The sequence below is a fragment of the Streptomyces sp. NPDC053048 genome (assembly GCF_044547045.1).
Classification (GTDB): domain Bacteria; phylum Actinomycetota; class Actinomycetes; order Streptomycetales; family Streptomycetaceae; genus Streptomyces.
The window spans coordinates 257612-278192 of record NZ_JBITZS010000009.1; the positions used below are offsets into that span (position 1 = coordinate 257612).

Sequence of the window (20581 nt, forward strand, 5' to 3'; positions counted from 1 at the left end):
TGGGTGTCCGTGGGGAATCAGCGCCGGTCGCGCGGGGCGTGCCGGTGCGCCAGCGCCTCGTAGGAGGCGGACAGGGCCGGTGCCGCGCTGTCGTACGTGCGCTGCGCGACGCCGATGAACAGGCAGTCCACCACGAGGAGCTGGCTGGTGCGGCTCGACATGGCCGCCGGCCGCAGCTCGCTCTCCCGGGCGGAGGACGTGGTGAGGATGTGGTCGGCGTACTGGGCGATCTCGCCCTCGGGGCGGCCGGTGACGGCGACGGTCGTGGCGCCGTGCTCGAAGGCGACCCGCAGCGGTTCGATGACGTCGGTGGTGCGCCCGGAGTGGGTGATGGCGATCGCCACGTCCCCGGGCCGCAGCTGGACGGCGTTGGTGACGGCGAGGTGGGGGTCGGCGGGCGCGTGGGCGATCAGGCCGATGCGCAGCAGCTTCTGCACGAGGTCCTGGCCGACGAGGTTGGAGGCGCCGATCCCGTAGACGTCGACGCGCCGGGCGGCGGCGAGCGCGCCGACGGCCGATTCCAGCGCGGCCGTGTCGAGGGCGGCGGCCGTGTCGGCCAGGCACTGCGCCTCTTCCTGGGCGAGCTTGGCGACGACGCGGGCCAGCGGGTCGTCCACGGCGATGTCGGCGGTGACGGCGGGCGCGCGGCCCGCGGCCTGTTCGGCCGCGAGAGCGGCGAGGGCGAGGCGCAGGTCGCGGTAGCCGGGGTAGCCGAGGGCGCGGGCGGTGCGCACGACGGTGGCCTCGCTGGTGCCGGTGCGTTCGGCGAGCCCGGTGACGGTGAGGGCGGCGGAGCCGGCCGGGTCGCCGGCCACCGCCTCGGCGACGCGCTGCATGGAGCGCGTCATGGAGGGCGCGAGCGTGCGGACCTTGGAGGCCAGTGCGGCCGGGGAGCCGAAAGTTTCCTTCGCTGTGCCGCTCACACGGGGAAAGGTATTTTCGGGCCGGTGTGCCGTCAACCCTCCGCGCCCCCGACAATGGGTCGTATGGAGCTCGAACAGGCACTGCACGCGGCACGGGCGCTGGTCCTCGCCGACCTGGTCGCGGGCGACGTGGCGGAGGCCGATGTCGTCTCGCTCGTCGAGGACGCGATCGCGCACCGGCGTTGGTGGGTGGAGCAGTGGCCGGAGGGCGCGGGGTTCCTGGCCGGGCTGGTCGCCCAGGACGTCCAGGACGCGCTGCTGGAGCGGCACGGCCGCTGGCCGCTGTGCCCGGTGTGCACGGAGAGCGGCGATCCGCACGCGCTGGAGGTCGAGCCGGAGCTGGGCCCCGACCCGCATTGGGCGTGCACGAAGCAGACGGTGCTGGTGGCGCGGGTGGGGTCGCTGGCGTCGGCCCTGCGGCGGTGACGCGGCGATGACGGCGCGATGACGCTCTACATCGACCCGCCCAACTGGCCGGGGCACGGCCGCATGTGGTCGCACCTGGTCAGCGATGTGTCGTTCGACGAACTCCACGACTTCGCGGCGCGGCTGGAGGCGCCGCCGCGCGCGTTCGACGGCGACCACTACGACATTCCGTCCACGTCGTACGAGGCCGCCGTCCGGCTGGGGGCGCGCGAGGTGAGCAGCAAGGAGGTGGTCCGCCTCCTGCGGGAGGCGGGCCTGCGGCGCCCCAAGCGCTACTCGCCCCGGGCGGGCTGAACCAGGGGCAGGGCGGCCGCGCCGGCGGACGCATCGACGGCCTTGTCGGCGGACGCATCGGCGAGCCCGTCCGCGGACCGGGCCACGACGCGCGAGGCACCGTGGTGCAGACGCGAGGCGACGGCCGTCGTGCCCACGGCCAGGGCGGCGAGCGCCGCGGCCAGCCAGGCCACCGCCGGGTAGCCCCAGCCGGCGGCGATGACCAGGCCGCCGAGCCACGGGCCGAGGGTGTTGCCGATGTTGAACGCGGCGGTCGTGGTGGCCCCGGCCAGCGTGGGCGCGGCGCCCGCGACGTTGAACATGCGCGCGTTGAGCGCGGGGGCCGTCATGAAGGCCGTCACGCCCAGCAGCACCGCCAGCACCACGGCCGCGGCCGCCAGGTGCGCGGTCACCGCGAGCAGGGCGAGGACGACGGTGGATGCCGCGATGCCCAGGTACATCGTCCCGAACAGGTGCGCGTCGGCGATGCGTCCGCCGATGGTCGTACCGATCAGCGCGCCCACGCCGAAGAGGCCGAGCACGCTGGGCACCCAGCTCTCCTTCAGCCCGGCGGTGTCGGTCAGCAGCGGTGCGAGGTAGGAGAAGAGGCAGAAGACGGCGGCGGCGTTCAGCGCGGTGGTGACCAGCGCGAGCCAGACCTGCCGGTCGCGGTAGATGGTCAGCTCCTTGCGCAGCCGCGGCGCGTCCTCGCCGGTGGGCGAGGCGGTGGCGGGTACGAGCAGCAGCACGCCCACCAGTCCCAGCGCCGACAGTCCGGCCACCGCCCAGAACGCGGCCCGCCAGCCGGCGTGCTGGCCCAGGAACGCGCCGGCCGGCACGCCCGCGATGTTGGCGATCGACAGCCCGCCGATCATCACGGCCATGGCGCGCGCCCGCGCGCCCACCGGCACGAGCGAGACGGCCACGGCCGCGCCCACGGCCCAGAAGCCGGCGCACGCCAGTGCGCTCACCACCCGGGAGGCGAACAGCACCCCGTACGAGGGCGCGAGCGCCCCAGCCACCTGGCCGAGCCCGAAGACGGCCAGCAGCGCCACGAGCGTCGTACGCCGCGGCAGCCGCAGCGTCGCCGCGGCGAGCACGGGCGCGCCGACCACCATGCCGATCGCGAAGGCGGACACCAGCAGTCCGGCCTGGGGTATGGAGACGCCCATGTCGCGGGCGAGGGGCTGCAGCAGCCCCGACAGCATGAATTCGGAGGTGCCGAGGGCGAAGACGGAGAGGCCCAGGACGTAGACGGCGACGGGCATGGACGTACGGGTGGGGGGTGCTGACGGCATACCCATAGCCAGCAAGATCACCAACGGGGCTATTCCCCGCCGCCCGGCGCCGTCTCAGCGGGTGAGAAGGTCCAGCTCGGTGGCGAGGTTGCGGCGGGCGAGCAGTTCCCAGCGGTCGTGGCCGAGCGGCGTGCGGAACAGGCGCGGCAGCCCCAGCAGCTGCCGCAGCACCCCGGCGCGCCCCTCGCGGAAGGCGTCGTCGGGCACGAAGGCGTACTCCTCGCGGACGGCGGCCGCGTAGGCCGCGTACTCCTGCGGCGTGCCGCCGAGCACGGCCAGGTCGGCGTCGCACAGCGTCTCGCCGTCGCGGTCACCGGCGTCGGGGTCGTGGGTGACGGTGAGCCGCACCAGCCGGGCGACCTCGGCGGTACGGGCCCGGTCCACGCCCAGCTCGGGCAGGGCGCGCTCGGCCAGGTGGGCGGAGCGCTCCTCGTTCTCCGAGCGGTCGGGGCGGTAGACGGCGTCGTGGAACCAGGCGGCGAGGCGGACGTTCTCGATGTCGTCGGCGTGCGCGGCCAGCGCGTCGAGGTGGCCCAGGACGGCGGCGAGGTGGGCGACGGTGTGATAGCGGCGGTGCGGCTCCGACCACCGGCCGAGCAGCTCGTCGGCGTACGGGCCGGGGTCCGGTTCGGAGGTGACGCGCACCTGGTCGACGGTCTGCTGCCAGCGGGCGCGGAGGTGCTCGGGCGTGACTGTCATGGGTCAATTGTGGAGTACGGCTTTATACGCGGGCTGCGGGTGTGGCAGGCTTTACTACATGTCTAGACCAATTCTTGAGGTGATCGCGCTCGGTCCCGAGGACGCGGTGGCGGCGGAGGCCGGGGGTGCGGACCGGCTCGAACTGGTCAGCGACATGGCCTCCGACGGCCTCACCCCGGACCTCGCCACGTTCACCGCCGTGCGCGACGCCGTCACCATCCCCGTACGGGTGATGCTGCGCGCCACGGACGGCTTCGCGGCGGGCGGCGCCGCCGCGCTCACCGCGCTGTGCGAGCGGGCGCGGGCGCTGCGGGCGGAGGGGGCGCGGGAGTTCGTCCTGGGCTTCCTCACCGACGACGGCCGGGCCGACCTGGCCGCCGTCACCGCCCTCGCCGACGCCGTCGGCCCGGACGCCCGGTGGACGTTCCACCGGGCCCTCGACCATGCGGCCGACCGCGACGCCGTCCGCAAACAGCTGGCCGACCAGCCGGGGCTGGACACGTACCTCACGGCCGGCTCGGCCTCTGGGGTCGACGACGGCCTCGCCACGCTGTGCGGCGAGGCCGCGCGGGGGGACGAGCCGGGGTACGAGCCGCGCATCCTGGTGGGGGGCGGGCTGAGGCTGAAGCATGTGCCGGTGCTGCGCGAGGCGGGCATCACGGCGTTCCACATCGGAGGGGCGGCGCGGCCGTCGGGGTGGGACGGGCGGGTGGACGCGACGGCGGTGCGGGGGTGGCGCGAGGCGCTGGACGGCTGAGGCCGGGACTTTCGGGTGCGGGTTGTGGTGGGTGCGGGGGCCGGGGGCTCCGGAGGGTATTCCGGAATCGGATATTTACGGGCCCGTGGCCGTCTCACGCATTGAGTGCCCGGAACTTGGGCCCACAAATATCCGGCAGCATTCCGGAACACCCTCCTCCACCCCCGGCCCCCTCCCGTCGTCGGCCCCTTGCCCTGGTCGATGGGTGCACACCCCGGGCCCCCGGGTACGGCTCGGTCCCGGGTACGGCCCGGCGGGTGGCACCCGCTCCCCGCTACCGCTGGGAGGTACCCCCAGCCCAGCGGAACGACTGCCCACAAACCGGCGGCAGGGGCACCCCACCCCACCCGACTGGGCACCGGCCCGACAGTTGGCGAACCGGCGGAGGCCAAGACCACCCCGTCTCCCCCATCCACCCCGGCGGGAAACCGGCGGCCCGCAGCCGGCGAACCGGCGTAAGGGAGACCCCACCCCCGCCTCCCCCACTCACCCCGGCGGTGGCCGGCCCGGCAGCCGGCGAACCGGCGGCACGGGCAAGCCCCTCCCCCACTCACCCCGGCGGAGGCCGGCCCGGCAGCCGGCGGACTTGCGGCAGGGGCAAGCCCAACCCCACCTCCCCTACCCACCCGGCGGGGCACCGGCCCGGCAGTCGGCGAACCGGCGGGAGGGGAGCCCAGCCATGGCCGGCCCCCACCCACCGGCCGGCAGGTGGCAGGCGACGGGAGGGGCCGGGGCGGGCTGGGACGGGCCCTGGCAGGGGCGTAAGGGTTATTTGCGGCGACCTTCCGGCCCACCTCTACGCAGGAGGGGGGCCGTAAATAATCCAGCCCCAGAAGGGCCCGGCCCAGACCGACCCGGCCCCGCCCTACAACGCACCCGCACCCGCACCCGAACCCGCACCCGCACCCGCACCCGCACCCGCACCCGCACAAGCCCACACCCGGCACACGGCCCCGCCCCCCGAACACGGCCCCGCTCAGCGCAGCGGCAACGGCAACGGCAACGCGTGCACCACCACCAGCCCCGACACCGCCCGCGTCAGCGCCACGTACAGCCTCCGCAACCCGGTCCGCTCATCCGGCTCCCCCGCCACCACCGCCCCCGGCTCGTCCAGCACCACATAGTCGTACTCCAGGCCCTTCGCCAGCGACGCCGGCACCAGCGTCAGCCGCGCCCCCGCCGACGTCTCCTCGCCCGGCGCGAGGTACGGCAGGCCCGCCGCCCCCAGCGCCTCCCCCAGCTCCGGAATCCGGTCGTCCGCCGCGATCAGTCCGACCGACCCCTCCCGCCGCAGTGCCTCCCGGCACGCGTCCACGACGGCCGCATTCACCACGGCCGCGTCCGCCCCGCCGGCACCACCCACCCGTCGCACCTCGAAGTCGCCCCGCGACTCCCGCACCGACGTGGCCGCCGCCAGCCCCGGCGCGATGTGCGGCAGCAGCCGCGACGCGTACGCGATCACCTCGCGCGGCACCCGGAAGCCCTGCGTCAGTTCCTCCACGCGCGCGTCCTGCTTGCCCAGGTGGGTGAGGGCCTCCGCCCAGCTCCCGGTCGCCCACGGTGTCGTGCCCTGCGCGAGGTCGCCCAGGATCGTCGCCGAACCGGTCGTGCAGCGCCGACCCACCGCCCGGTACTGCATGGGCGACAGGTCCTGCGCCTCGTCGAGCACCACATGGCCCAGCGAGGGCGTACGCGCCACGAGGTCGGCGGCCTCGTCGATCAACACCGCGTCCGCAGCGGACCACTTGGCGGTCCGCGGGCTACGGGCCGGCCGCACCCAGAGGATCTCCCCCTGCTCCTCCTCCGACAGCACCCCGTCGGCGTGCTCCGCCAGGAACTCCGCGTCCGACAGCAGCCGCAGCACCAGCCTGATCGGATCGACGGCCGGCCAGAGGGACTTGACCGCCGCCTTCACGGCCGCGTTGCGCGCGACCGCGTCCTGCACCCGGTCGTCGGGGGCCTCGCCGGCCTCCTCCATCCGTACGAGCACCGCGTGCGCGATCCGCTGCGGCAGCGCCTCGCGCGCCGCGCCGTAGCGGATGTCGCGCTCGAGCAACTCCCGCACCATCTCCTCGATCTCGTACGCCGGCACCCGCCAGCGCCGCGCGCCGCGCACCACGACCACCGGCTCCACCGGCATCGTCACTCCCGACCGCACCGCGCGCCGCAGCACCTCGGCCATGCGGGCGTCGCCCTTGATCCGGGCGGCCGCGGCGGAGTCCGTGCCGCGCACCTCCACGTGCGCGACCAGGTCGTCGACGGTCGCCTGGGCCACGTTCAACTCGCCCAGGGCGGGCAGTACTTGCTCGATGTAGTGCAGGAAGGACCGGTTGGGTCCGATGACGAGCGTGCCGGTGCGGGCCAGCCGATCGCGGTGGGCGTAGAGCAGATAGGCGACCCGGTGCAGGCCGACCGCCGTCTTGCCCGTCCCGGGGGCGCCCTGCACACACACCGTGCCGCCGATCCCGGCGCGCACGATCTCGTCCTGCTCGGGCTGGATCGTGGCGACGATGTCCCGCATCGGGCCCACGCGCGGCCGCTCGATCTCGCTCTGCAGCAGCCTGCTCGCGTGCTCGCCGCCGGAGGCGTCGGTGAGGTCCTCGTCCTCGTAGGCGGTCAGCTCACCGCCGGTGTAGCCGAAGCGGCGCCGCAGCCCGACCCCCATCGGCTCCTTCTTCGAGGCCCGGTAGAACGGCTGCGAGACGGGCGCCCGCCAGTCGATGACCATGGGGTCGCCGGCGGCGTCGTGGACGTGCCGGCGCCCGATGTAGAACCTCTCGTCCTCCGCGCCCTCCGCCAACTCCCCGCCGGGAGCGTGCAGATAGTCGAGGCGGCCGAAGAACAGCGGGGTGTGCGCGAGGTCGGCGAGGGCGGTGATGCGGTCCTCGATCTGCCGCTCGAGGACGGCGGCGTTGACCCAGTTGGCGGTGACGTCCTTGATGTCGAGGGCCTCGACGTCGGCCCGCATGGCACGCAGGGCGGCACGGGACGAGGTGAGGTGGGCGCGCTCGCGCTCGAGGGGATCGTTCGCGTTGGTCACGTGTGGCGCGGGCACGGCGGGGCCTCCAGGCGTACGGCGGAACGAGCGGAAGCCGCCGGTTTCCGACCGGACGGCGGCGCTCCCGTATGCGTGGCGGGAGGCGGCGGGAAGGGGCGAGTCTAGTCAGCGGGGCGGTGGCGGCGCGAACGGATTTCGCCGGTGCCCCCAGGGGGTCTCGGGGTCGGCGTCCACCTTCCGTAGGGCACGCCATGATCCTCGGGTCGTACGCCCGCCCCCGCGCGTTTACACCGGCAGGCCGATGCCCGGGGCGGGCGCGCAGACCATCATGGAACACATGACCACAGCGACCGTCACCCCCGACACCACCCCCGCAGCCTCACCCCTGAGCACGGCCCTGCGCGCCATCAAGGCCTTCGCCGGCGCGGCCGTCAGCGTCGTCGTCCTCGGCGAGTACGCCGACAAGCGCAAGGCCTGAGAACGGGCGCGGGGCCCGGCCCCTTACGCCCCCTCCCCCGCCAGCAGCTCGTCCGCGTCCACGATCCGGTACGCGTACCCCTGCTCGGCCAGGAAGCGCTGGCGGTGTGCCGCGAAGTCCTGGTCCACCGTGTCGCGGGCGACGACCGAGTAGAAGCGCGCCTCGTGCCCGTCGGCCTTCGGCCGCAGCACCCGGCCCAGCCGCTGCGCCTCCTCCTGGCGCGAGCCGAACGTGCCCGACACCTGGATGGCGACCGTCGCCTCCGGCAGGTCGATGGAGAAGTTGGCGACCTTGGAGACCACCAGCACCGAGATCTCGCCCGCCCGGAAGGCGTCGAAGAGCTTCTCGCGCTGCGCGTTGGTCGTCTCGCCCTTGATGACGGGCGCGTCCAGGTGCTCGCCCAGCTCGTCCAGCTGGTCGATGTACTGGCCGATGACCAGCGTCTGCTCGCCCCGGTGCTTGGCGACCAGCGCCTCGGTGACCTTCCGCTTGGTGGCGGTCGTCGAGCAGTAGCGGTACTTCTCCTCCGTCTCGGCCGTCGCGTACGCCAGCCGCTCGGAGTCGGTCAGGTTCACCCGGACCTCGACGCAGTCGGCCGGGGCGATGTAGCCCTGCGCCTCGATCTCCTTCCAGGGCGCGTCGAAGCGCTTGGGGCCGATGAGGGAGAAGACGTCCGACTCCCGGCCGTCCTCACGCACGAGCGTCGCGGTCAGGCCCAGCCGCCGCCGCGCCTGCAGGTCGGCGGTGAACTTGAAGACGGGCGCGGGCAGCAGGTGCACCTCGTCGTAGACGACCAGGCCCCAGTCGCGGGAGTCGAACAGCTCCAGGTGCGGGTAGATGCCCTTCCGCTTGGTCGTCAGCACCTGGTAGGTGGCGATGGTGACCGGGCGGATCTCCTTCCGCGTGCCGCTGTACTCGCCGATCTCGTCCTCGGTCAGCGAGGTCCGCTTCACCAGCTCGTGCTTCCACTGCCGCGCGGAGACGGTGTTGGTGACCAGGATCAGCGTGGTCGCCTTGGCCTGCGCCATGGCGCCCGCGCCGACGAGCGTCTTGCCCGCGCCGCACGGCAGGACGACCACGCCGGAGCCGCCGTGCCAGAACCCGTCGACGGCCTGCTTCTGGTACGGGCGCAGCGCCCAGCCGTCCTCGCGCAGCTCGATGGGGTGCGCCTCGCCGTCCACGTACCCGGCGAGGTCCTCGGCCGGCCAGCCCAGCTTGAGCAGGGTCTGCTTGATCTGGCCGCGCTCGGAGGGGTGCACGGCCACGGTGTCGGGGTCGATGCGGGCGCCGACCAGCGGCTGGATCTTCTTGGAGCGCAGGATCTCCTCCAGCACCGGCCGGTCGGTGGTCTCCAGGACCAGCCCGTGCGTGGGGTGCTTGATCAGCCTGAGCCGCCCGTAGCGGGCCATGGTCTCGGCGATGTCGACGAGCAGCGCGTGCGGGACGGGGTAGCGGGAGTGGCTGACGAGCGCGTCGACGACCTGCTCGGCGTCGTGCCCGGCGGCCCGCGCGTTCCACAGTCCCAGCGGGGTCACCCGGTAGGTGTGGATGTGCTCGGGCGCCCGCTCCAGCTCGGCGAACGGCGCGATCGCACGGCGGCACGCGTCCGCCTGCTCGTGGTCCACCTCCAGCAGCAGGGTCTTGTCGCTCTGGACGATCAAGCAGGTCACTCATACCTCCACTACCGGGCCCGGCCGAACCCTCGCGCGAAACTCCTCAGTCTACCGGCCGGGGGGCGAAAGCGGGCTGCCGTCGCTCACGGTGACACAACGCCCGAGGGCGGCACCCCGGTGGGGGTGCCGCCCTCGGTGCCGTGGTGAACGGCGGGAACAGCGATCCGTTGGGAGCGACGGATCAGAAGTCCATCTCACCGCCGGGCATGCCGCCCGGAGCGGCCGCGGCGGCCTTCTCCGGCTTGTCGGCGATGACGGCCTCGGTGGTCAGGAAGAGCGCGGCGATGGACGCGGCGTTCTGCAGGGCGGAGCGGGTGACCTTCGCCGGGTCGATGATGCCCTCGGCGATCATGTCGACGTACTCGCCGGTCGCGGCGTTCAGGCCGTGGCCCACGGAGAGGTTGCGGACCTTCTCCACGACGACGCCGCCCTCGAGACCACCGTTGACGGCGATCTGCTTGAGCGGGGCCTCCAGGGCCAGCTTCACAGCGGCGGCACCGGTGGCCTCGTCACCCTCGAGCTCGAGCTTCTCGAAGACCGAGGAGGCCTGCAGCAGGGCCACGCCACCACCGGCGACGATGCCCTCCTCGACGGCAGCCTTCGCGTTGCGGACGGCGTCCTCGATGCGGTGCTTGCGCTCCTTGAGCTCGACCTCGGTGGCGGCACCGGCCTTGATGACGGCCACGCCGCCGGCCAGCTTCGCCAGGCGCTCCTGCAGCTTCTCGCGGTCGTAGTCGGAGTCGCTGTTCTCGATCTCGGCGCGGATCTGGTTGACGCGGCCCTGGACCTGGTCGCTGTCACCGGCACCGTCGACGATGGTCGTCTCGTCCTTGGTGATGACGACCTTGCGGGCGCGGCCGAGCAGGTCGAGACCGGCGTTCTCCAGCTTGAGGCCGACCTCCTCGGAGATGACCGTGCCACCGGTGAGGATGGCGATGTCGCCCAGCATGGCCTTGCGGCGGTCGCCGAAGCCCGGGGCCTTGACGGCGACGGACTTGAAGGTGCCGCGGATCTTGTTGACGACCAGCGTGGACAGGGCCTCGCCCTCGACGTCCTCGGCGATGATCAGCAGCGGCTTGCCGGACTGCATGACCTTCTCCAGGAGCGGCAGCAGGTCCTTGACCGAGCCGACCTTGGAGTTGACGATCAGGATGTACGGGTCGTCCAGGGACGCCTCCATACGCTCCATGTCGGTGGCGAAGTACGCCGAGATGTAGCCCTTGTCGAAGCGCATACCCTCGGTGAGCTCCAGCTCCAGACCGAAGGTCTGGGACTCCTCGACGGTGATGACGCCTTCCTTGCCGACCTTGTCCATGGCCTCGGCGATGAGCTCGCCGATCTGGGTGTCGGCGGCGGAGATGGAGGCGGTGGAGGCGATCTGCTCCTTGGTCTCCACGTCCTTGGCCTGCTCGAGCAGGGCGGCGGAGACGGCCTCGACGGCCTTCTCGATGCCGCGCTTCAGCGCCATCGGGTTGGCACCGGCGGCCACGTTGCGCAGACCCTCGCGGACCAGCGCCTGGGCGAGGACGGTCGCGGTCGTCGTGCCGTCACCGGCGACGTCGTCCGTCTTCTTCGCGACCTCCTTGACCAGCTCGGCGCCGATCTTCTCGTACGGGTCCTCGAGCTCGATCTCCTTGGCGATGGAGACACCATCGTTGGTGATCGTGGGGGCGCCCCACTTCTTCTCGAGGACGACGTTGCGGCCCTTGGGGCCAAGGGTGACCTTGACGGCGTCGGCGAGCTGGTTCATCCCGCGCTCGAGACCGCGCCGTGCCTCCTCGTCGAACGCGATGATCTTGGCCATGTGAAGTGGTCCTCCCAGGACGGGGTGGAGACTGCTCCGGACCGCGCTGGCGCCCGCGACGGACGGCCCGGTCGCCCCGCGGTTCCTTGCCCCGCTTGGCTCGCAGACCTCACCGACGGTCCAAATCTGTCACTCTCACCAGGAGAGTGCTAAGCCCAATGATTAGCACTCGACCCACCCGAGTGCAAGCGGTCCACGTCGACTCAACCCAAGGTGGCAGCGGGGGCACCTCCCAGCGTTGGCTGGGGGCGCAAGCGACTCGGGACATCCCACGTCCTGCCCAGCTTTGCGCCCGCGCATGCACGCGACACGCGACACGCACGGGCGCACGCGCGAGGGGCCCGCACCTTCTGGTCGGAAGGTGCGGACCCCTCGGCAGCCGTATAGCCGGGTCGATGCGTCGCGATCAGCCGGCGGCCAGCCTCACCATGTCCGCCTGCGGCCCCTTCTGGCCCTGCGAGATCTCGAACTCGACTCGCTGCCCCTCCTCGAGGGTGCGGTAGCCGTCCATCTGAATCGCGCTGTAGTGGACGAAAACATCCGCACCACCGTCGACCGCGATGAAGCCGTACCCCTTCTCCGCGTTGAACCACTTGACGGTGCCCTGAGCCATGCCTAACTCCCCTATTACTGGCCCTTGCACAGGACCGCACTTCGCGGACCCGGGTCAGACCTCACCCCCAGACAGGTTGGAGGTGTGCGCCGGAACGCGTCGACCGCGGCTGAATGTATCTGCACGGATGCCGTCTGCAACAGGTCACTCGGACGAGAATTCCAGGTGCGGCCGATCGGTTATTCGTACCGATTTCCGCAGCTTCCCGGGCAAGTCGGACCGGGCATAACGCAACCAACCCGACAAATCGCGCAGGTGTTTCGCGCACAACTTGACGGGTTCTCATATGCGTTCGGTGGTGACACCGGCGGGGGAACGCCTCAACTGTATCGCGGCTCAACAGGCGGAATCGCCCCGTCCGTTTTACGGGCGGAGCGATTCCGGGGAAATCTGCAGGAACCCTGAGAAAGCCTCAGGCCATTGATCGGCGTCCGGTCAGCCGCCGGCGACCGCGGGAATGATCGACACGCCGGCCCCGTCGGGCGTGGCCGCGGCCAGCCCGCCCTCGAAGCGCACGTCGTCGTCGTTGACGTACACGTTGACGAACCGCCGCAGCTTCCCGGCGTCGTCGAGGACGCGGGCGGCGATGCCCGGGTGGTTCGCCTCGAGCGAGGCGATGACCTCCTGCAGGGTGCCCCCCTCGGCGGAGACCTCGGCCTGCCCATTGGTGTAGGTGCGCAGGATGGTGGGAATGCGAACGGAAACGCTCATGGTGGAGTCACCCTTCGGGAAGCGGAAGAGGCGGAAGAGAAAGAAGGAATGCTGTGGGCCCGCGGACGTCAGCGGCCGGCGAGCCCGGCGGCGCGGAACGCCTCCAGCGACGGCCGGATGGTCGCCGTGGGCCCGGCCGCGACGGCGTCGAGCGTCTTGAGCCCGTCCCCCGTGTTGAGCACGACGGTGGTCAGCGAAGGATCGAGCACCCCGCTCTCCAGCAGCTTGCGCGTCACGCCCACCGTGACCCCGCCCGCCGTCTCCGCGAAGATCCCCTCGGTGCGGGCGAGCAGCTTGATCGCGTCCACGATCCGCTCGTCGTCGACGTCCTCGACGGCGCCGCCCGTGCGCCGGGCGATGTCGAGCACGTACGGACCGTCCGCGGGGTTGCCGATGGCGAGGGACTTGGCGATCGTGTCCGGCTTCACCGGCCGGACCACGTCGTGGCCGTCCTTGTACGCGCGGGAGACCGGCGAGCAGCCCTCCGCCTGGGCGCCGAAGATCCGGTACGGGCGGTCCTCGACCAGGCCCAGCGCGATGAGCTCCTTGAGCCCCTTGTCGATCTTCGTCAGCTGTGATCCCGACGCGACCGGCACCACGATCTGGTCCGGCAGCCGCCAGCCCAGCTGTTCGCAGATCTCGTACGCCAGGGTCTTCGAGCCCTCCCCGTAGTAGGGGCGCAGGTTGACGTTGACGAAGCCCCAGCCCTCGCCGAGCGGGTCGCCGATGAGCTCGGAGCAGAAGCGGTTGACGTCGTCGTAGGTGCCCTCGATGCCGACGAGGTCGCCGCCGTAGACGGCGGCCATGACGACCTTGCCCGCCTCCAGGTCGTGCGGGATGAAGACGCAGGACGCGAACCCGGCACGGGCCGCGGCCGCGCCGACGGCCCCCGCGAGGTTGCCGGTCGACGAGCAGGACAGGGTGGTGAAGCCGAAGGTGCGGGCGGCCTCGACGGCGATGGCGACGACGCGGTCCTTGAAGGAGTGCGTGGGGTTGCCGGAGTCGTCCTTGATGTACAGCCCGCCGGTCACGCCCAGTTCGGCGGCGAGGTTGTCGGCCTTGACGAGCTGGGTGAAGCCGGGGTTGAGGCCGGGCCGGTCGGCGACGTCGGCGGGGACGGGCAGCAGCGGCGCGTAGCGCCAGATGTTCGGCGGGCCGGCCTCGATCCGGGCGCGCAGTTCCGCCGCTGCGCGGGGCCCGCCGGCCGGGAGCTCGTAGGCGACCTCGAGCGGGCCGAAGCAGGAGGCGCAGGCGAAGACGGGGCCGAGGTCGAAGCGCTCGCCGCACTCGCGGCAGGAGAGCGCGACGGCGGGGCCGAAGGCGCCGGAGGCTGATGTTTTCGAGTCGGCTCCGCCGACGGGGGAGGTACGACTTTCAACGGCTTGGACAGCCATGGAGGCGAGGCCCTTTCTCCTCATCTTCCTCGCGGCGAACCTCGCCACGAGACGGAATTGGCACCTTCCCCGCCGGGAGCCTCGCGTCTGATGACCGAGACCGGCTGGAGGGTTGCCGGGGCTTCAACGGGCCGTGTCCCTCTGCCCCTCTGGATGAGCGGTATGGCGCTGGGCATGGCCCAGGCGTTTGTTCGCGCGACGACCCCGACATGCGACGGCTGTCCGCGTTGTTCAAGACTGTAACGGAAGGGGTGGCCGAGTTGGAGGGCCGTCCGCACCGCGAGACGCGTCACAGGGCGCGCTGATACACGCGATACAAGCGAGAGAACCGATGCGAGCCGATACGGGCCCGCACATGCCGATGCAAGGAGTCGTACAGGTGCTGGAAGAGGTGGAGCGCTGGCTGGCCCGGCGATCCTGGTCCGCAGCCGACCGTCCGCTCGACCAGCTGCTCGACGCGAAGGCCGCGACCGGCCTGACCGTCAGCGTCGTCCTGCCGGCGCTCGACGAGGAGGCGACGGTCGGCGACATCGTGGCGACGATCCGCCGCGAGCTGATGTCGGACGCCGTGCCGCTGGTGGACGAGCTGGTGGTGCTGGACTCCGGTTCCACGGACCGCACCGCCGAGGTCGCCGCGGCGGCCGGGGCCCGTGTGGTGCACCGTGACGAGATCCTGCCCCGGCTGCCGGCGCTGCCGGGCAAGGGCGAGGTGCTGTGGCGGTCGCTGCTGGCGACGAGCGGTGACGTCGTGTGCTTCGTGGACGCGGACCTCAGGGACTTCTCGCCCGCGTTCGTGTCGGGGATCGTCGGTCCGCTGCTGACCGATCCGGACGTGCACTTCGTCAAGGCGATGTACGACCGCCCGCTCGGCGAGGCGCCGGGCCAGGGCGGGCGGGTGACGGAGCTGGTGGCCCGGCCGCTGCTCAACCTGCACTGGCCGCAACTGGCGGGCTTCGTGCAGCCGTTGGGCGGCGAGTACGCGGCCCGCCGCGAGCTGCTGGAGCGGCTGCCGTTCCCGGTGGGGTACGGCGTCGAGCTGGGCCTGCTGGTGGACGCGCTGCACACGGTGGGCCTGGACGCGCTCGCCCAGGTGGACGTGGGGGTGCGCAGGCACCGGCACCAGGACGGCCGGGCGCTGGGCCGGATGGCGGCTGCGATCTACCGCACGGCGCAGCTCCGGCTGGCCCGCGGCCATCTGGTGCGTCCGGTGCTGACCCAGTTCGAGCGCACGGCGGAGGGGTTTGTGCCGCGTACGTACGCGGTGGACACGGAGGAGCGGCCTCCGATGGCGGACATACCGGAGTACGCGCAGCGGCATGCCGCGTAAGCGTACGTTTGAGCGGTTCTTCCGGGGGCAAGGCTGGCGTCATGGTCGTTGAGCACACGGACACCGCGCCGGGCCTCGCCCCCGCGCCGATCGTCGTGGCCTCGAACCGGGGCCCCGTCTCGTACCGGCGGGGCGCGGACGGCTCGCTCGTGCCGGGGCGGGGCGGCGGCGGGCTGGTCTCGGGGCTGAGCGCCATAGGCCTGGACGCGGGTGCGGTGTGGGTGTGCGCCGCGCTGGGCGACGGCGACCGGGCGGCGGCCCGGCGCGCGGGCCGAAGACTCGACGCGGCCGACACCGGCGGCCACCGGGTGCGGATGCTGGACATCGACGAGCGGACGTTCGCCGCCGCGTACAACGGGGTGGCCAACTCGGTGCTGTGGTTCGTGCACCACCTGCTCTGGCAGACCCCGCTGGAGCCGTCCTTCGACGCGGACTTCCGGGCGCAGTGGGCGGCGTACGAGGCGTACAACACCGCTTTCGCGGACGCGATCGCCGAGGAGGCGGCCCCCGGTGCCTGTGTGCTGGTGCAGGACTACCACCTGACCCTGGTGCCGGGCCTGTTGCGCGTGCGCCGCCCGGATCTGCGGATCGGGCACTTCTCGCACACCCCCTGGGCGCCGCCGGACTACTACCGGCTGCTGCCGGACGACGTGGCCGAGCAGGTGCTGCGGGGTGTGCTGGGCGGCGACCGGGCGGCGTTCCTGACCAGGCGCTGGGCGGAGGCGTTCGCCGCGTGCTGCGAGCGGGTGCTGCCCGGCGCGGAGGTGGTGCGCGAGGACGGGGTGGCGACGCGGGTGCTCTTCGAGGGGCGCGAGACCCGGCTGGGCGTGCACGGGCTGGGCGCGGACGCGGACTTCCTGCGCGAGCGCGCGCACCGCCCGGACGTCGAGGAGCGGCTGGCGGCGCTACGGCGGCAGATCGGGCCGGGCCGCCGGACGATCGTGCGGGTCGACCGCACCGAGCTGTCGAAGAACATCGTCCGCGGTCTGCGCGCCTACCAGCGGCTGCTGGAGGACCGCCCGCAGTGGCGCGGCAAGGTCGTGCACATCGCCTTCGCCTATCCCTCGCGGCAGGATCTGCCGGTCTACCGCGACTACATGGCCGAGGTCGCCCGGCTCGCCGAGGAGATCAACTCCACGTACGGCACGGCGGACTGGCAGCCGGTGGCCCTGCAGATGGAGGACGACTTCCCCCGGTCCCTGGCCGCCTACCGGCTGGCGGACGTGGCGCTGGTCAACCCGATCCGCGACGGCATGAACCTGGTCGCCAAGGAGATCCCCGTCGTCTCCGACCACGGCTGCGCGCTGGTGCTGTCGCGGGAGGCGGGCGCGGCGGCCGAGCTGGGCGACGAGGCGATCCTGATCAACCCCTACGACGTGGAGGCCACGGCGCGGGCGCTGCACATCGCCCTGCTGATGGACCCGGGCGAGCGGGAGGAGCGGACGAAGCGCCTGGCGGCCGCGGCGACGGCGCTGCCTCCGGCAAGGTGGTTCCTGGACCAGCTGGGGGCGCTCTAGGGGGTGTCTCAGCCGGTCTTCTCCGCCAGCCCCTCCACCAGCCCCACGACACCGGCCGGGCCGTCGACGACGAGGTCGGCCCGTTCGGCGAGCGCGGCGACCTCGGCGCTGCCGCTGCACACGAGGGTGCCGGGCAGGCCCTCGGCGCGCAGCTTCTCGACGGCCGCGTAGGCGGCGAGGTCGCCGAGGTCGTCGCCGGCGTACAGGACGGAGCCCGCGCCGACTTCGCGGACGTACTGGGCGAGGGCGACGCCCTTGTCCATGCCCGGCGGGCGCAGCTCGAGCACCAGGCGTCCGGGCTCGACGATCAGTCCGTGGCGGGCGGCGAGGTCGCCGAGCGGGCCGCGCAGGGCGTCGAAGGCGGCCTGGGGGTCGTCGGCGCGGCGGGTGTGCACGGCGATGGCACGGCCCTTGTCCTCGACCCAGGTGCCGTGCCAGGCGCCGGACGCGTCGAGCACACCGGGCAGTTCGCCCTGGACGGCGGCGACGCCCGGGTGGGGGGCGGGGGCGCGCACGGTGCCGGTCACGGCGTCCCAGCGCTCGGCGCCGTAGTGGCCGAGGACGACCAGGTGCTCCAGGCCCGCGACGCCGGCGAAGCCGCCGAGGCGCACCGCGACGCCGGCCGGACGGCCGGTGATCACGGCGACGGAGCGCAGGCGGGGCGCGAGGCGGGAGAGGGCGGGCACGGCGCCGGGGTGGGCGCGGGCCCGTTCGGGGTCGGGCACGATCTCGGCGAGGGTGCCGTCGAAGTCGAGCGCGATGACGGCGTCCGCGGGTCGCGCGAGCAGTGCGGCCAGTCCGTCGCGGCCGGCGGCGGTGACGGGTTCCGGGAGGGGGTGGCTGCCCATGCGGCCGACCCTACCGGGGCGCCCCGCGCCGGGGCGGGCAGTTGTACGGGTTGGTACGTGCGGGCCCGGCGGCGGTCAGCGGCGGGCGCGGCGCTCGTCGCGCAGGCGGCGCAGCCGGTTGACGGTGACGGGGTCGTGGGCGAGGGCGCGCGGGTCGTCCAGGAGGGCGCCGAGCAGCTGGTAGTAGCGGGTCGGCGTGATGCCGAGCCGCTCGCGGACGGCGCGTTCCTTGGCGCCCGGTCCCGGCCAGCTCTGCCGTTCCAGGGCGAGCACGGCGCGGTCCTGTTCGGACAGGCCGCCCGGCTCGCCCCGGTTCTCGTCGGTTCCGGCGTTCATGCCGCCAAACCTAGCGGTCCGTGCTGTTGGCGAGCTCCGTGGCCAGCGCCTCGCGCTGGATCTCGCCGAGGACGGCGGCGGGGTCGCCGCCCTTGCGCACGGTCGAGCCGATCTTTTCCTTGATCGTCTTGCTGACCGAGGCCCAGGAGGTCTTGTTGGCGGGGTAGAACTCGGCGTTGGTCAGCTGCTGCAGGAACTGCCACAGGTCGCTGTTGGCGCGGCTCTCCTTCATCGCCTCGGCGGCGCTGGTGGTCACCGGCAGCAGCTTGTACTCGGTGGTGAAGGACAGCACGTTGTCCTTGGTGAAGACGTAGTCGAGGAAGGTGCCGATCTGCTCGCGGTGGCCGTTCCGCTTGAACGCCATCATCCAGTCGGCGACGCCCATCGTCGACTTGGACAGGCCCTTGACGCCCGGCAGCGGCGCCATGTCGAAGTCGATGCGGCCGGCCCTGGCCTGCTGCATCAGGGTGGGGTGGCCGTTGAGCATGCCGACGTCGCCCTTGCAGAAGGCGTCGAAGACCTCCTGGCGGTTGGTGCGGGCGGGGTCGCCGGAGCCGGCGAGGCCCTGGCCGACCAGCTCGTCGCGCAGCCAGGTGAAGGCCTTGATGTTCTCCGGCGAGTCGAGGGAGTAGCTGCCGTCCTGGTTGGTGTAGCCACCGCCCGCGCTCAGCATCCACATCATCGTCTCGGCGGGTGCCTCCTCCGGGCCCAGCGGCAGGCCGAAAGGTATCTTCACGCCGATGGCCTTGAGCTTCTTCGCGGCGGCCTGGATCTCGTCCCAGCTCGTGGGGGCCTTGGCGATGCCGGCCTTGGCGAACAGCTTCTTGTTGAAGAACAGCAGGCGGGAGCTGGAGACGAACGGGATGCCGTACTGCACCCGGTGCACCTCGCCGGCCTTGGCGATCGACGCCATGAAGTCGGCCTGGGTGGGGATGGAGAGCATCTGGTCGGCGCTGTAGAGCTTGCCGGTCGCGGCGAAGTCGGCGTACGCGCCGATCTGCGCGATGTCGGGGGCCTTGCCGCCGGCGACCATCTCGGCGACCTTCTTGTCGACCTCGGTCCAGCTGTAGACCTCTACGTCGATCTTGATGCCGCTGTGTTCCTTCTCGAACTCACGGGCGAGGTTCTCCCAGTACTTGCGGGAGCTGTTCTCCTCCTTGTCCCCGTAGTCGGCGGCGACCAGCTTCAGCCGCTTGTCACCACCGGGGGTGTCGGTCCCGCACGCGGTCAGCACCGGTGCCAACGTCGCCGTGGCGGCACTTGCCGCCGTCATGCCCAAGAACCGCCGCCGCTGCACTACTGCTACCCACCTTGTGGTTCGTGTGTTCGTCCCGTGGAGACCGTGAGTCTCTCCCGCGCGCCACCTTACGGTCTACGTTTCCGGCGTTGCGCTTCGGTATCGCCGTAGGGCTCTTCCCCCAGGTCACGGGCGACTGCTATGCACGGGACGACACAAGATCGCACCCAGAGGAGCAGCATGAAGCCTTCCCTCACGGCCCGCGAACTGTCCACGCAGCCCGACGCCTGGCGCCGGGCGGCGGCGACCGCACCCGGCACGACGGGCTTACCGCGACCGGGCGAGCGGGTGGCGGTGACCGGCTGCGGCACGTCCTGGTTCATGGCGCAGGCGTACGCGGCACTGCGCGAGGCGGCGGGCCAGGGCGAGACGGACGCGTTCGCGGCGTCGGAGTTCCCGGTGTCCCGCACGTACGACCGCCTGGTGGTGATCACCCGCTCGGGAACGACGACGGAGGTACTGAACCTGATCGAGGAAGTGGGCAAGCGCCGAAAAGTCTTCGCACTGACGGCCGACCCGAACAGTCCCGTCATGCGATCGGGGGCGGAGGTGGCGGTACTGGACTGGGCGGACGAGGAGTCGGTGGTGCAGACGCGCTTCGCGACCACCGCGCTGGCGTGCCTGCGCGCCGGGCTGGAGGCCCACGGGGGACTGCCCGCCGGGGTCAAAACAGTGACGGAGGCGGCGGCCGATGCCGAGGCGGCACTCGCCGCGCCGCTGCCGGACGCCGCGCCGGCGGCGGAGCAGTGGACGTTCCTGGGCAGCGGCTGGACGTACGGGCTGGCGCTGGAGGCGGCCCTGAAGATGCGCGAGGCGGCCGGCGCATGGACGGAGGCGTACCCGGCGATGGAGTACCGCCACGGCCCGCTGGCGATCGCCGGCCCGGGCAGGGTGACATGGGGATTCGGCGAGCTGCCGCGGGGCCTGGCGACCGATGTGACGAGGGCAGGGGGCACGCTGCTCGGCGAGGACGCCTGGGGAGGCGAGGACCCGATGGCGACCTTGACGAGGACCCAACGCCTGGCGGTACGGGTGGCCGAGGCAAGGGGCTTGAACCCGGACGCACCGAAGAACCTGACGCGGAGCGTGATCCTGGCCCAGTGAAACGGACCCGCACCCGGCATCCGGCGGGAGGGGCCGGGGCGGGACGGCACCACAACGCACTCGGCCCGCACAACGCACTCGCCCCGCACAACGCACTCGCCCCGC

Annotated in this window: 19 protein-coding genes and 1 riboswitch; of the genes, 7 read left to right on the forward strand and 12 right to left on the reverse strand. The window is 72.5% G+C overall.

Annotated elements, in window-relative coordinates; translation table 11 throughout:
• Nucleotides 1-17 precede the first annotated feature (17 nt).
• Complete coding sequence (locus ACIG36_RS24905) at nucleotides 18-923, reverse strand: MurR/RpiR family transcriptional regulator (protein WP_399931821.1); 906 nt, start codon at nucleotides 921-923, stop codon at nucleotides 18-20.
• Between the two features lie 63 nt (nucleotides 924-986).
• Between ACIG36_RS24905 and ACIG36_RS24910 the strand changes: the two genes are divergently transcribed.
• Nucleotides 987-1349 carry a hypothetical protein gene (locus tag ACIG36_RS24910; protein WP_399931824.1) on the forward strand — a complete coding sequence of 121 codons (363 nt, stop codon included), beginning with the start codon at nucleotides 987-989 and terminating at the stop codon, nucleotides 1347-1349.
• An 18-nt stretch (nucleotides 1350-1367) separates the two neighbouring features.
• Nucleotides 1368-1643, forward strand: a complete 276-nt coding sequence (locus tag ACIG36_RS24915) for a DUF4031 domain-containing protein (RefSeq protein WP_399931827.1) — start codon at nucleotides 1368-1370, stop codon at nucleotides 1641-1643.
• On the opposite strand, the gene ACIG36_RS24920 is transcribed toward ACIG36_RS24915, so the two are convergent.
• Together ACIG36_RS24920 and ACIG36_RS24925 are read right to left on the reverse strand one after the other, a co-directional pair.
• Nucleotides 1622-2890 (reverse strand): Cmx/CmrA family chloramphenicol efflux MFS transporter, encoded by a 1269-nt coding sequence (locus tag ACIG36_RS24920; protein WP_399932306.1) that lies wholly within the window; start codon nucleotides 2888-2890, stop codon nucleotides 1622-1624. The genes ACIG36_RS24915 and ACIG36_RS24920 overlap by 22 nt on opposite strands.
• A gap of 84 nt (nucleotides 2891-2974) precedes the next feature.
• Nucleotides 2975-3619 carry a hypothetical protein gene (locus tag ACIG36_RS24925; protein ID WP_399931830.1) on the reverse strand — a complete coding sequence of 215 codons (645 nt, stop codon included), beginning with the start codon at nucleotides 3617-3619 and terminating at the stop codon, nucleotides 2975-2977.
• Nucleotides 3620-3677: 58 nt separating this feature from the next.
• On the opposite strand from ACIG36_RS24925, the gene ACIG36_RS24930 reads away from it, so the two are divergent.
• Nucleotides 3678-4376, forward strand: coding sequence for a copper homeostasis protein CutC (locus tag ACIG36_RS24930; protein WP_399931833.1), 699 nt, complete (start codon nucleotides 3678-3680; stop codon nucleotides 4374-4376).
• 976 nt (nucleotides 4377-5352) lie between these two features.
• On the opposite strand, the gene ACIG36_RS24935 is transcribed toward ACIG36_RS24930, so the two are convergent.
• Nucleotides 5353-7431, reverse strand: coding sequence for a HelD family protein (locus tag ACIG36_RS24935; RefSeq protein ID WP_399931836.1), 2079 nt, complete (start codon nucleotides 7429-7431; stop codon nucleotides 5353-5355).
• A 280-nt stretch (nucleotides 7432-7711) separates the two neighbouring features.
• Between ACIG36_RS24935 and ACIG36_RS24940 the strand changes: the two genes are divergently transcribed.
• A complete protein-coding gene (locus ACIG36_RS24940; protein ID WP_399931839.1) occupies nucleotides 7712-7852 on the forward strand; it encodes a hypothetical protein in 141 nt (46 codons plus the stop codon).
• Between the two features lie 23 nt (nucleotides 7853-7875).
• On the opposite strand, the gene ACIG36_RS24945 is transcribed toward ACIG36_RS24940, so the two are convergent.
• From ACIG36_RS24945 to thrC, 5 genes are all read right to left on the reverse strand, one after another.
• The gene (locus ACIG36_RS24945) at nucleotides 7876-9522 is read right to left on the reverse strand and encodes a DNA repair helicase XPB (protein ID WP_399931842.1); all 1647 of its coding nucleotides are present in this window, start codon (nucleotides 9520-9522) and stop codon (nucleotides 7876-7878) included.
• A gap of 184 nt (nucleotides 9523-9706) precedes the next feature.
• The gene (groL, locus tag ACIG36_RS24950) at nucleotides 9707-11329 is read right to left on the reverse strand and encodes a chaperonin GroEL (RefSeq protein ID WP_399931845.1); all 1623 of its coding nucleotides are present in this window, start codon (nucleotides 11327-11329) and stop codon (nucleotides 9707-9709) included.
• 406 nt (nucleotides 11330-11735) lie between these two features.
• Nucleotides 11736-11942: a cold-shock protein gene (locus ACIG36_RS24955; RefSeq protein WP_005486335.1), complete on the reverse strand. Its 207-nt coding sequence runs from the start codon at nucleotides 11940-11942 to the stop codon at nucleotides 11736-11738.
• 435 nt (nucleotides 11943-12377) lie between these two features.
• The gene (locus tag ACIG36_RS24960; RefSeq protein ID WP_399931847.1) at nucleotides 12378-12653 is read right to left on the reverse strand and encodes a MoaD/ThiS family protein; all 276 of its coding nucleotides are present in this window, start codon (nucleotides 12651-12653) and stop codon (nucleotides 12378-12380) included.
• Between the two features lie 68 nt (nucleotides 12654-12721).
• Nucleotides 12722-14047: a threonine synthase gene (gene thrC, locus ACIG36_RS24965; protein WP_399931850.1), complete on the reverse strand. Its 1326-nt coding sequence runs from the start codon at nucleotides 14045-14047 to the stop codon at nucleotides 12722-12724.
• A gap of 17 nt (nucleotides 14048-14064) precedes the next feature.
• Nucleotides 14065-14207, reverse strand: a riboswitch (SAM riboswitch).
• 219 nt (nucleotides 14208-14426) lie between these two features.
• Here thrC and ACIG36_RS24970 point away from each other — a divergent pair.
• Nucleotides 14427-15374, forward strand: coding sequence for a glucosyl-3-phosphoglycerate synthase (locus ACIG36_RS24970; RefSeq protein WP_399932309.1), 948 nt, complete (start codon nucleotides 14427-14429; stop codon nucleotides 15372-15374).
• A 41-nt stretch (nucleotides 15375-15415) separates the two neighbouring features.
• On the forward strand, nucleotides 15416-16891 hold the full coding sequence (locus tag ACIG36_RS24975; RefSeq protein WP_399931852.1) for a trehalose-6-phosphate synthase: 1476 nt from the start codon (nucleotides 15416-15418) through the stop codon (nucleotides 16889-16891).
• Nucleotides 16892-16899: 8 nt separating this feature from the next.
• Here the strand turns inward: ACIG36_RS24975 and otsB are convergent, their stop codons facing one another.
• The 3 genes from otsB to ACIG36_RS24990 all read right to left on the reverse strand — a co-directional run bounded on the left by otsB (nucleotide 16900) and on the right by ACIG36_RS24990 (nucleotide 19348).
• Nucleotides 16900-17739: a trehalose-phosphatase gene (gene otsB, locus ACIG36_RS24980; protein ID WP_399931854.1), complete on the reverse strand. Its 840-nt coding sequence runs from the start codon at nucleotides 17737-17739 to the stop codon at nucleotides 16900-16902.
• Nucleotides 17740-17814: 75 nt separating this feature from the next.
• Nucleotides 17815-18075: a DUF3263 domain-containing protein gene (locus tag ACIG36_RS24985; protein WP_399931857.1), complete on the reverse strand. Its 261-nt coding sequence runs from the start codon at nucleotides 18073-18075 to the stop codon at nucleotides 17815-17817.
• Between the two features lie 10 nt (nucleotides 18076-18085).
• Nucleotides 18086-19348, reverse strand: a complete 1263-nt coding sequence (locus ACIG36_RS24990; protein ID WP_399931860.1) for an ABC transporter substrate-binding protein — start codon at nucleotides 19346-19348, stop codon at nucleotides 18086-18088.
• A gap of 204 nt (nucleotides 19349-19552) precedes the next feature.
• Between ACIG36_RS24990 and ACIG36_RS24995 the strand changes: the two genes are divergently transcribed.
• Entirely contained in the window at nucleotides 19553-20476 is a 924-nt protein-coding gene (locus ACIG36_RS24995; protein WP_399931863.1) for an SIS domain-containing protein, read from the forward strand.
• Nucleotides 20477-20581: the final 105 nt, after the last annotated feature.

Coding starts and splice junctions, on each gene's coding strand:
- ACIG36_RS24910 (WP_399931824.1), top strand. CDS start 987: ATGGAGCTCGAACAGGCACTGCACGCGGCACGGGCGCTGGTCCTCGCC.
- ACIG36_RS24915 (WP_399931827.1), top strand. CDS start 1,368: ATGACGCTCTACATCGACCCGCCCAACTGGCCGGGGCACGGCCGCATG.
- ACIG36_RS24920 (WP_399932306.1), bottom strand. CDS start 2,890: ATGCCCGTCGCCGTCTACGTCCTGGGCCTCTCCGTCTTCGCCCTCGGC.
- ACIG36_RS24925 (WP_399931830.1), bottom strand. CDS start 3,619: ATGACAGTCACGCCCGAGCACCTCCGCGCCCGCTGGCAGCAGACCGTC.
- ACIG36_RS24930 (WP_399931833.1), top strand. CDS start 3,678: ATGTCTAGACCAATTCTTGAGGTGATCGCGCTCGGTCCCGAGGACGCG.
- ACIG36_RS24940 (WP_399931839.1), top strand. CDS start 7,712: ATGACCACAGCGACCGTCACCCCCGACACCACCCCCGCAGCCTCACCC.
- groL (WP_399931845.1), bottom strand. CDS start 11,329: ATGGCCAAGATCATCGCGTTCGACGAGGAGGCACGGCGCGGTCTCGAG.
- ACIG36_RS24955 (WP_005486335.1), bottom strand. CDS start 11,942: ATGGCTCAGGGCACCGTCAAGTGGTTCAACGCGGAGAAGGGGTACGGC.
- ACIG36_RS24960 (WP_399931847.1), bottom strand. CDS start 12,653: ATGAGCGTTTCCGTTCGCATTCCCACCATCCTGCGCACCTACACCAAT.
- thrC (WP_399931850.1), bottom strand. CDS start 14,047: ATGGCTGTCCAAGCCGTTGAAAGTCGTACCTCCCCCGTCGGCGGAGCC.
- ACIG36_RS24975 (WP_399931852.1), top strand. CDS start 15,416: ATGGTCGTTGAGCACACGGACACCGCGCCGGGCCTCGCCCCCGCGCCG.
- otsB (WP_399931854.1), bottom strand. CDS start 17,739: ATGGGCAGCCACCCCCTCCCGGAACCCGTCACCGCCGCCGGCCGCGAC.
- ACIG36_RS24985 (WP_399931857.1), bottom strand. CDS start 18,075: ATGAACGCCGGAACCGACGAGAACCGGGGCGAGCCGGGCGGCCTGTCC.
- ACIG36_RS24990 (WP_399931860.1), bottom strand. CDS start 19,348: ATGACGGCGGCAAGTGCCGCCACGGCGACGTTGGCACCGGTGCTGACC.
- ACIG36_RS24995 (WP_399931863.1), top strand. CDS start 19,553: ATGAAGCCTTCCCTCACGGCCCGCGAACTGTCCACGCAGCCCGACGCC.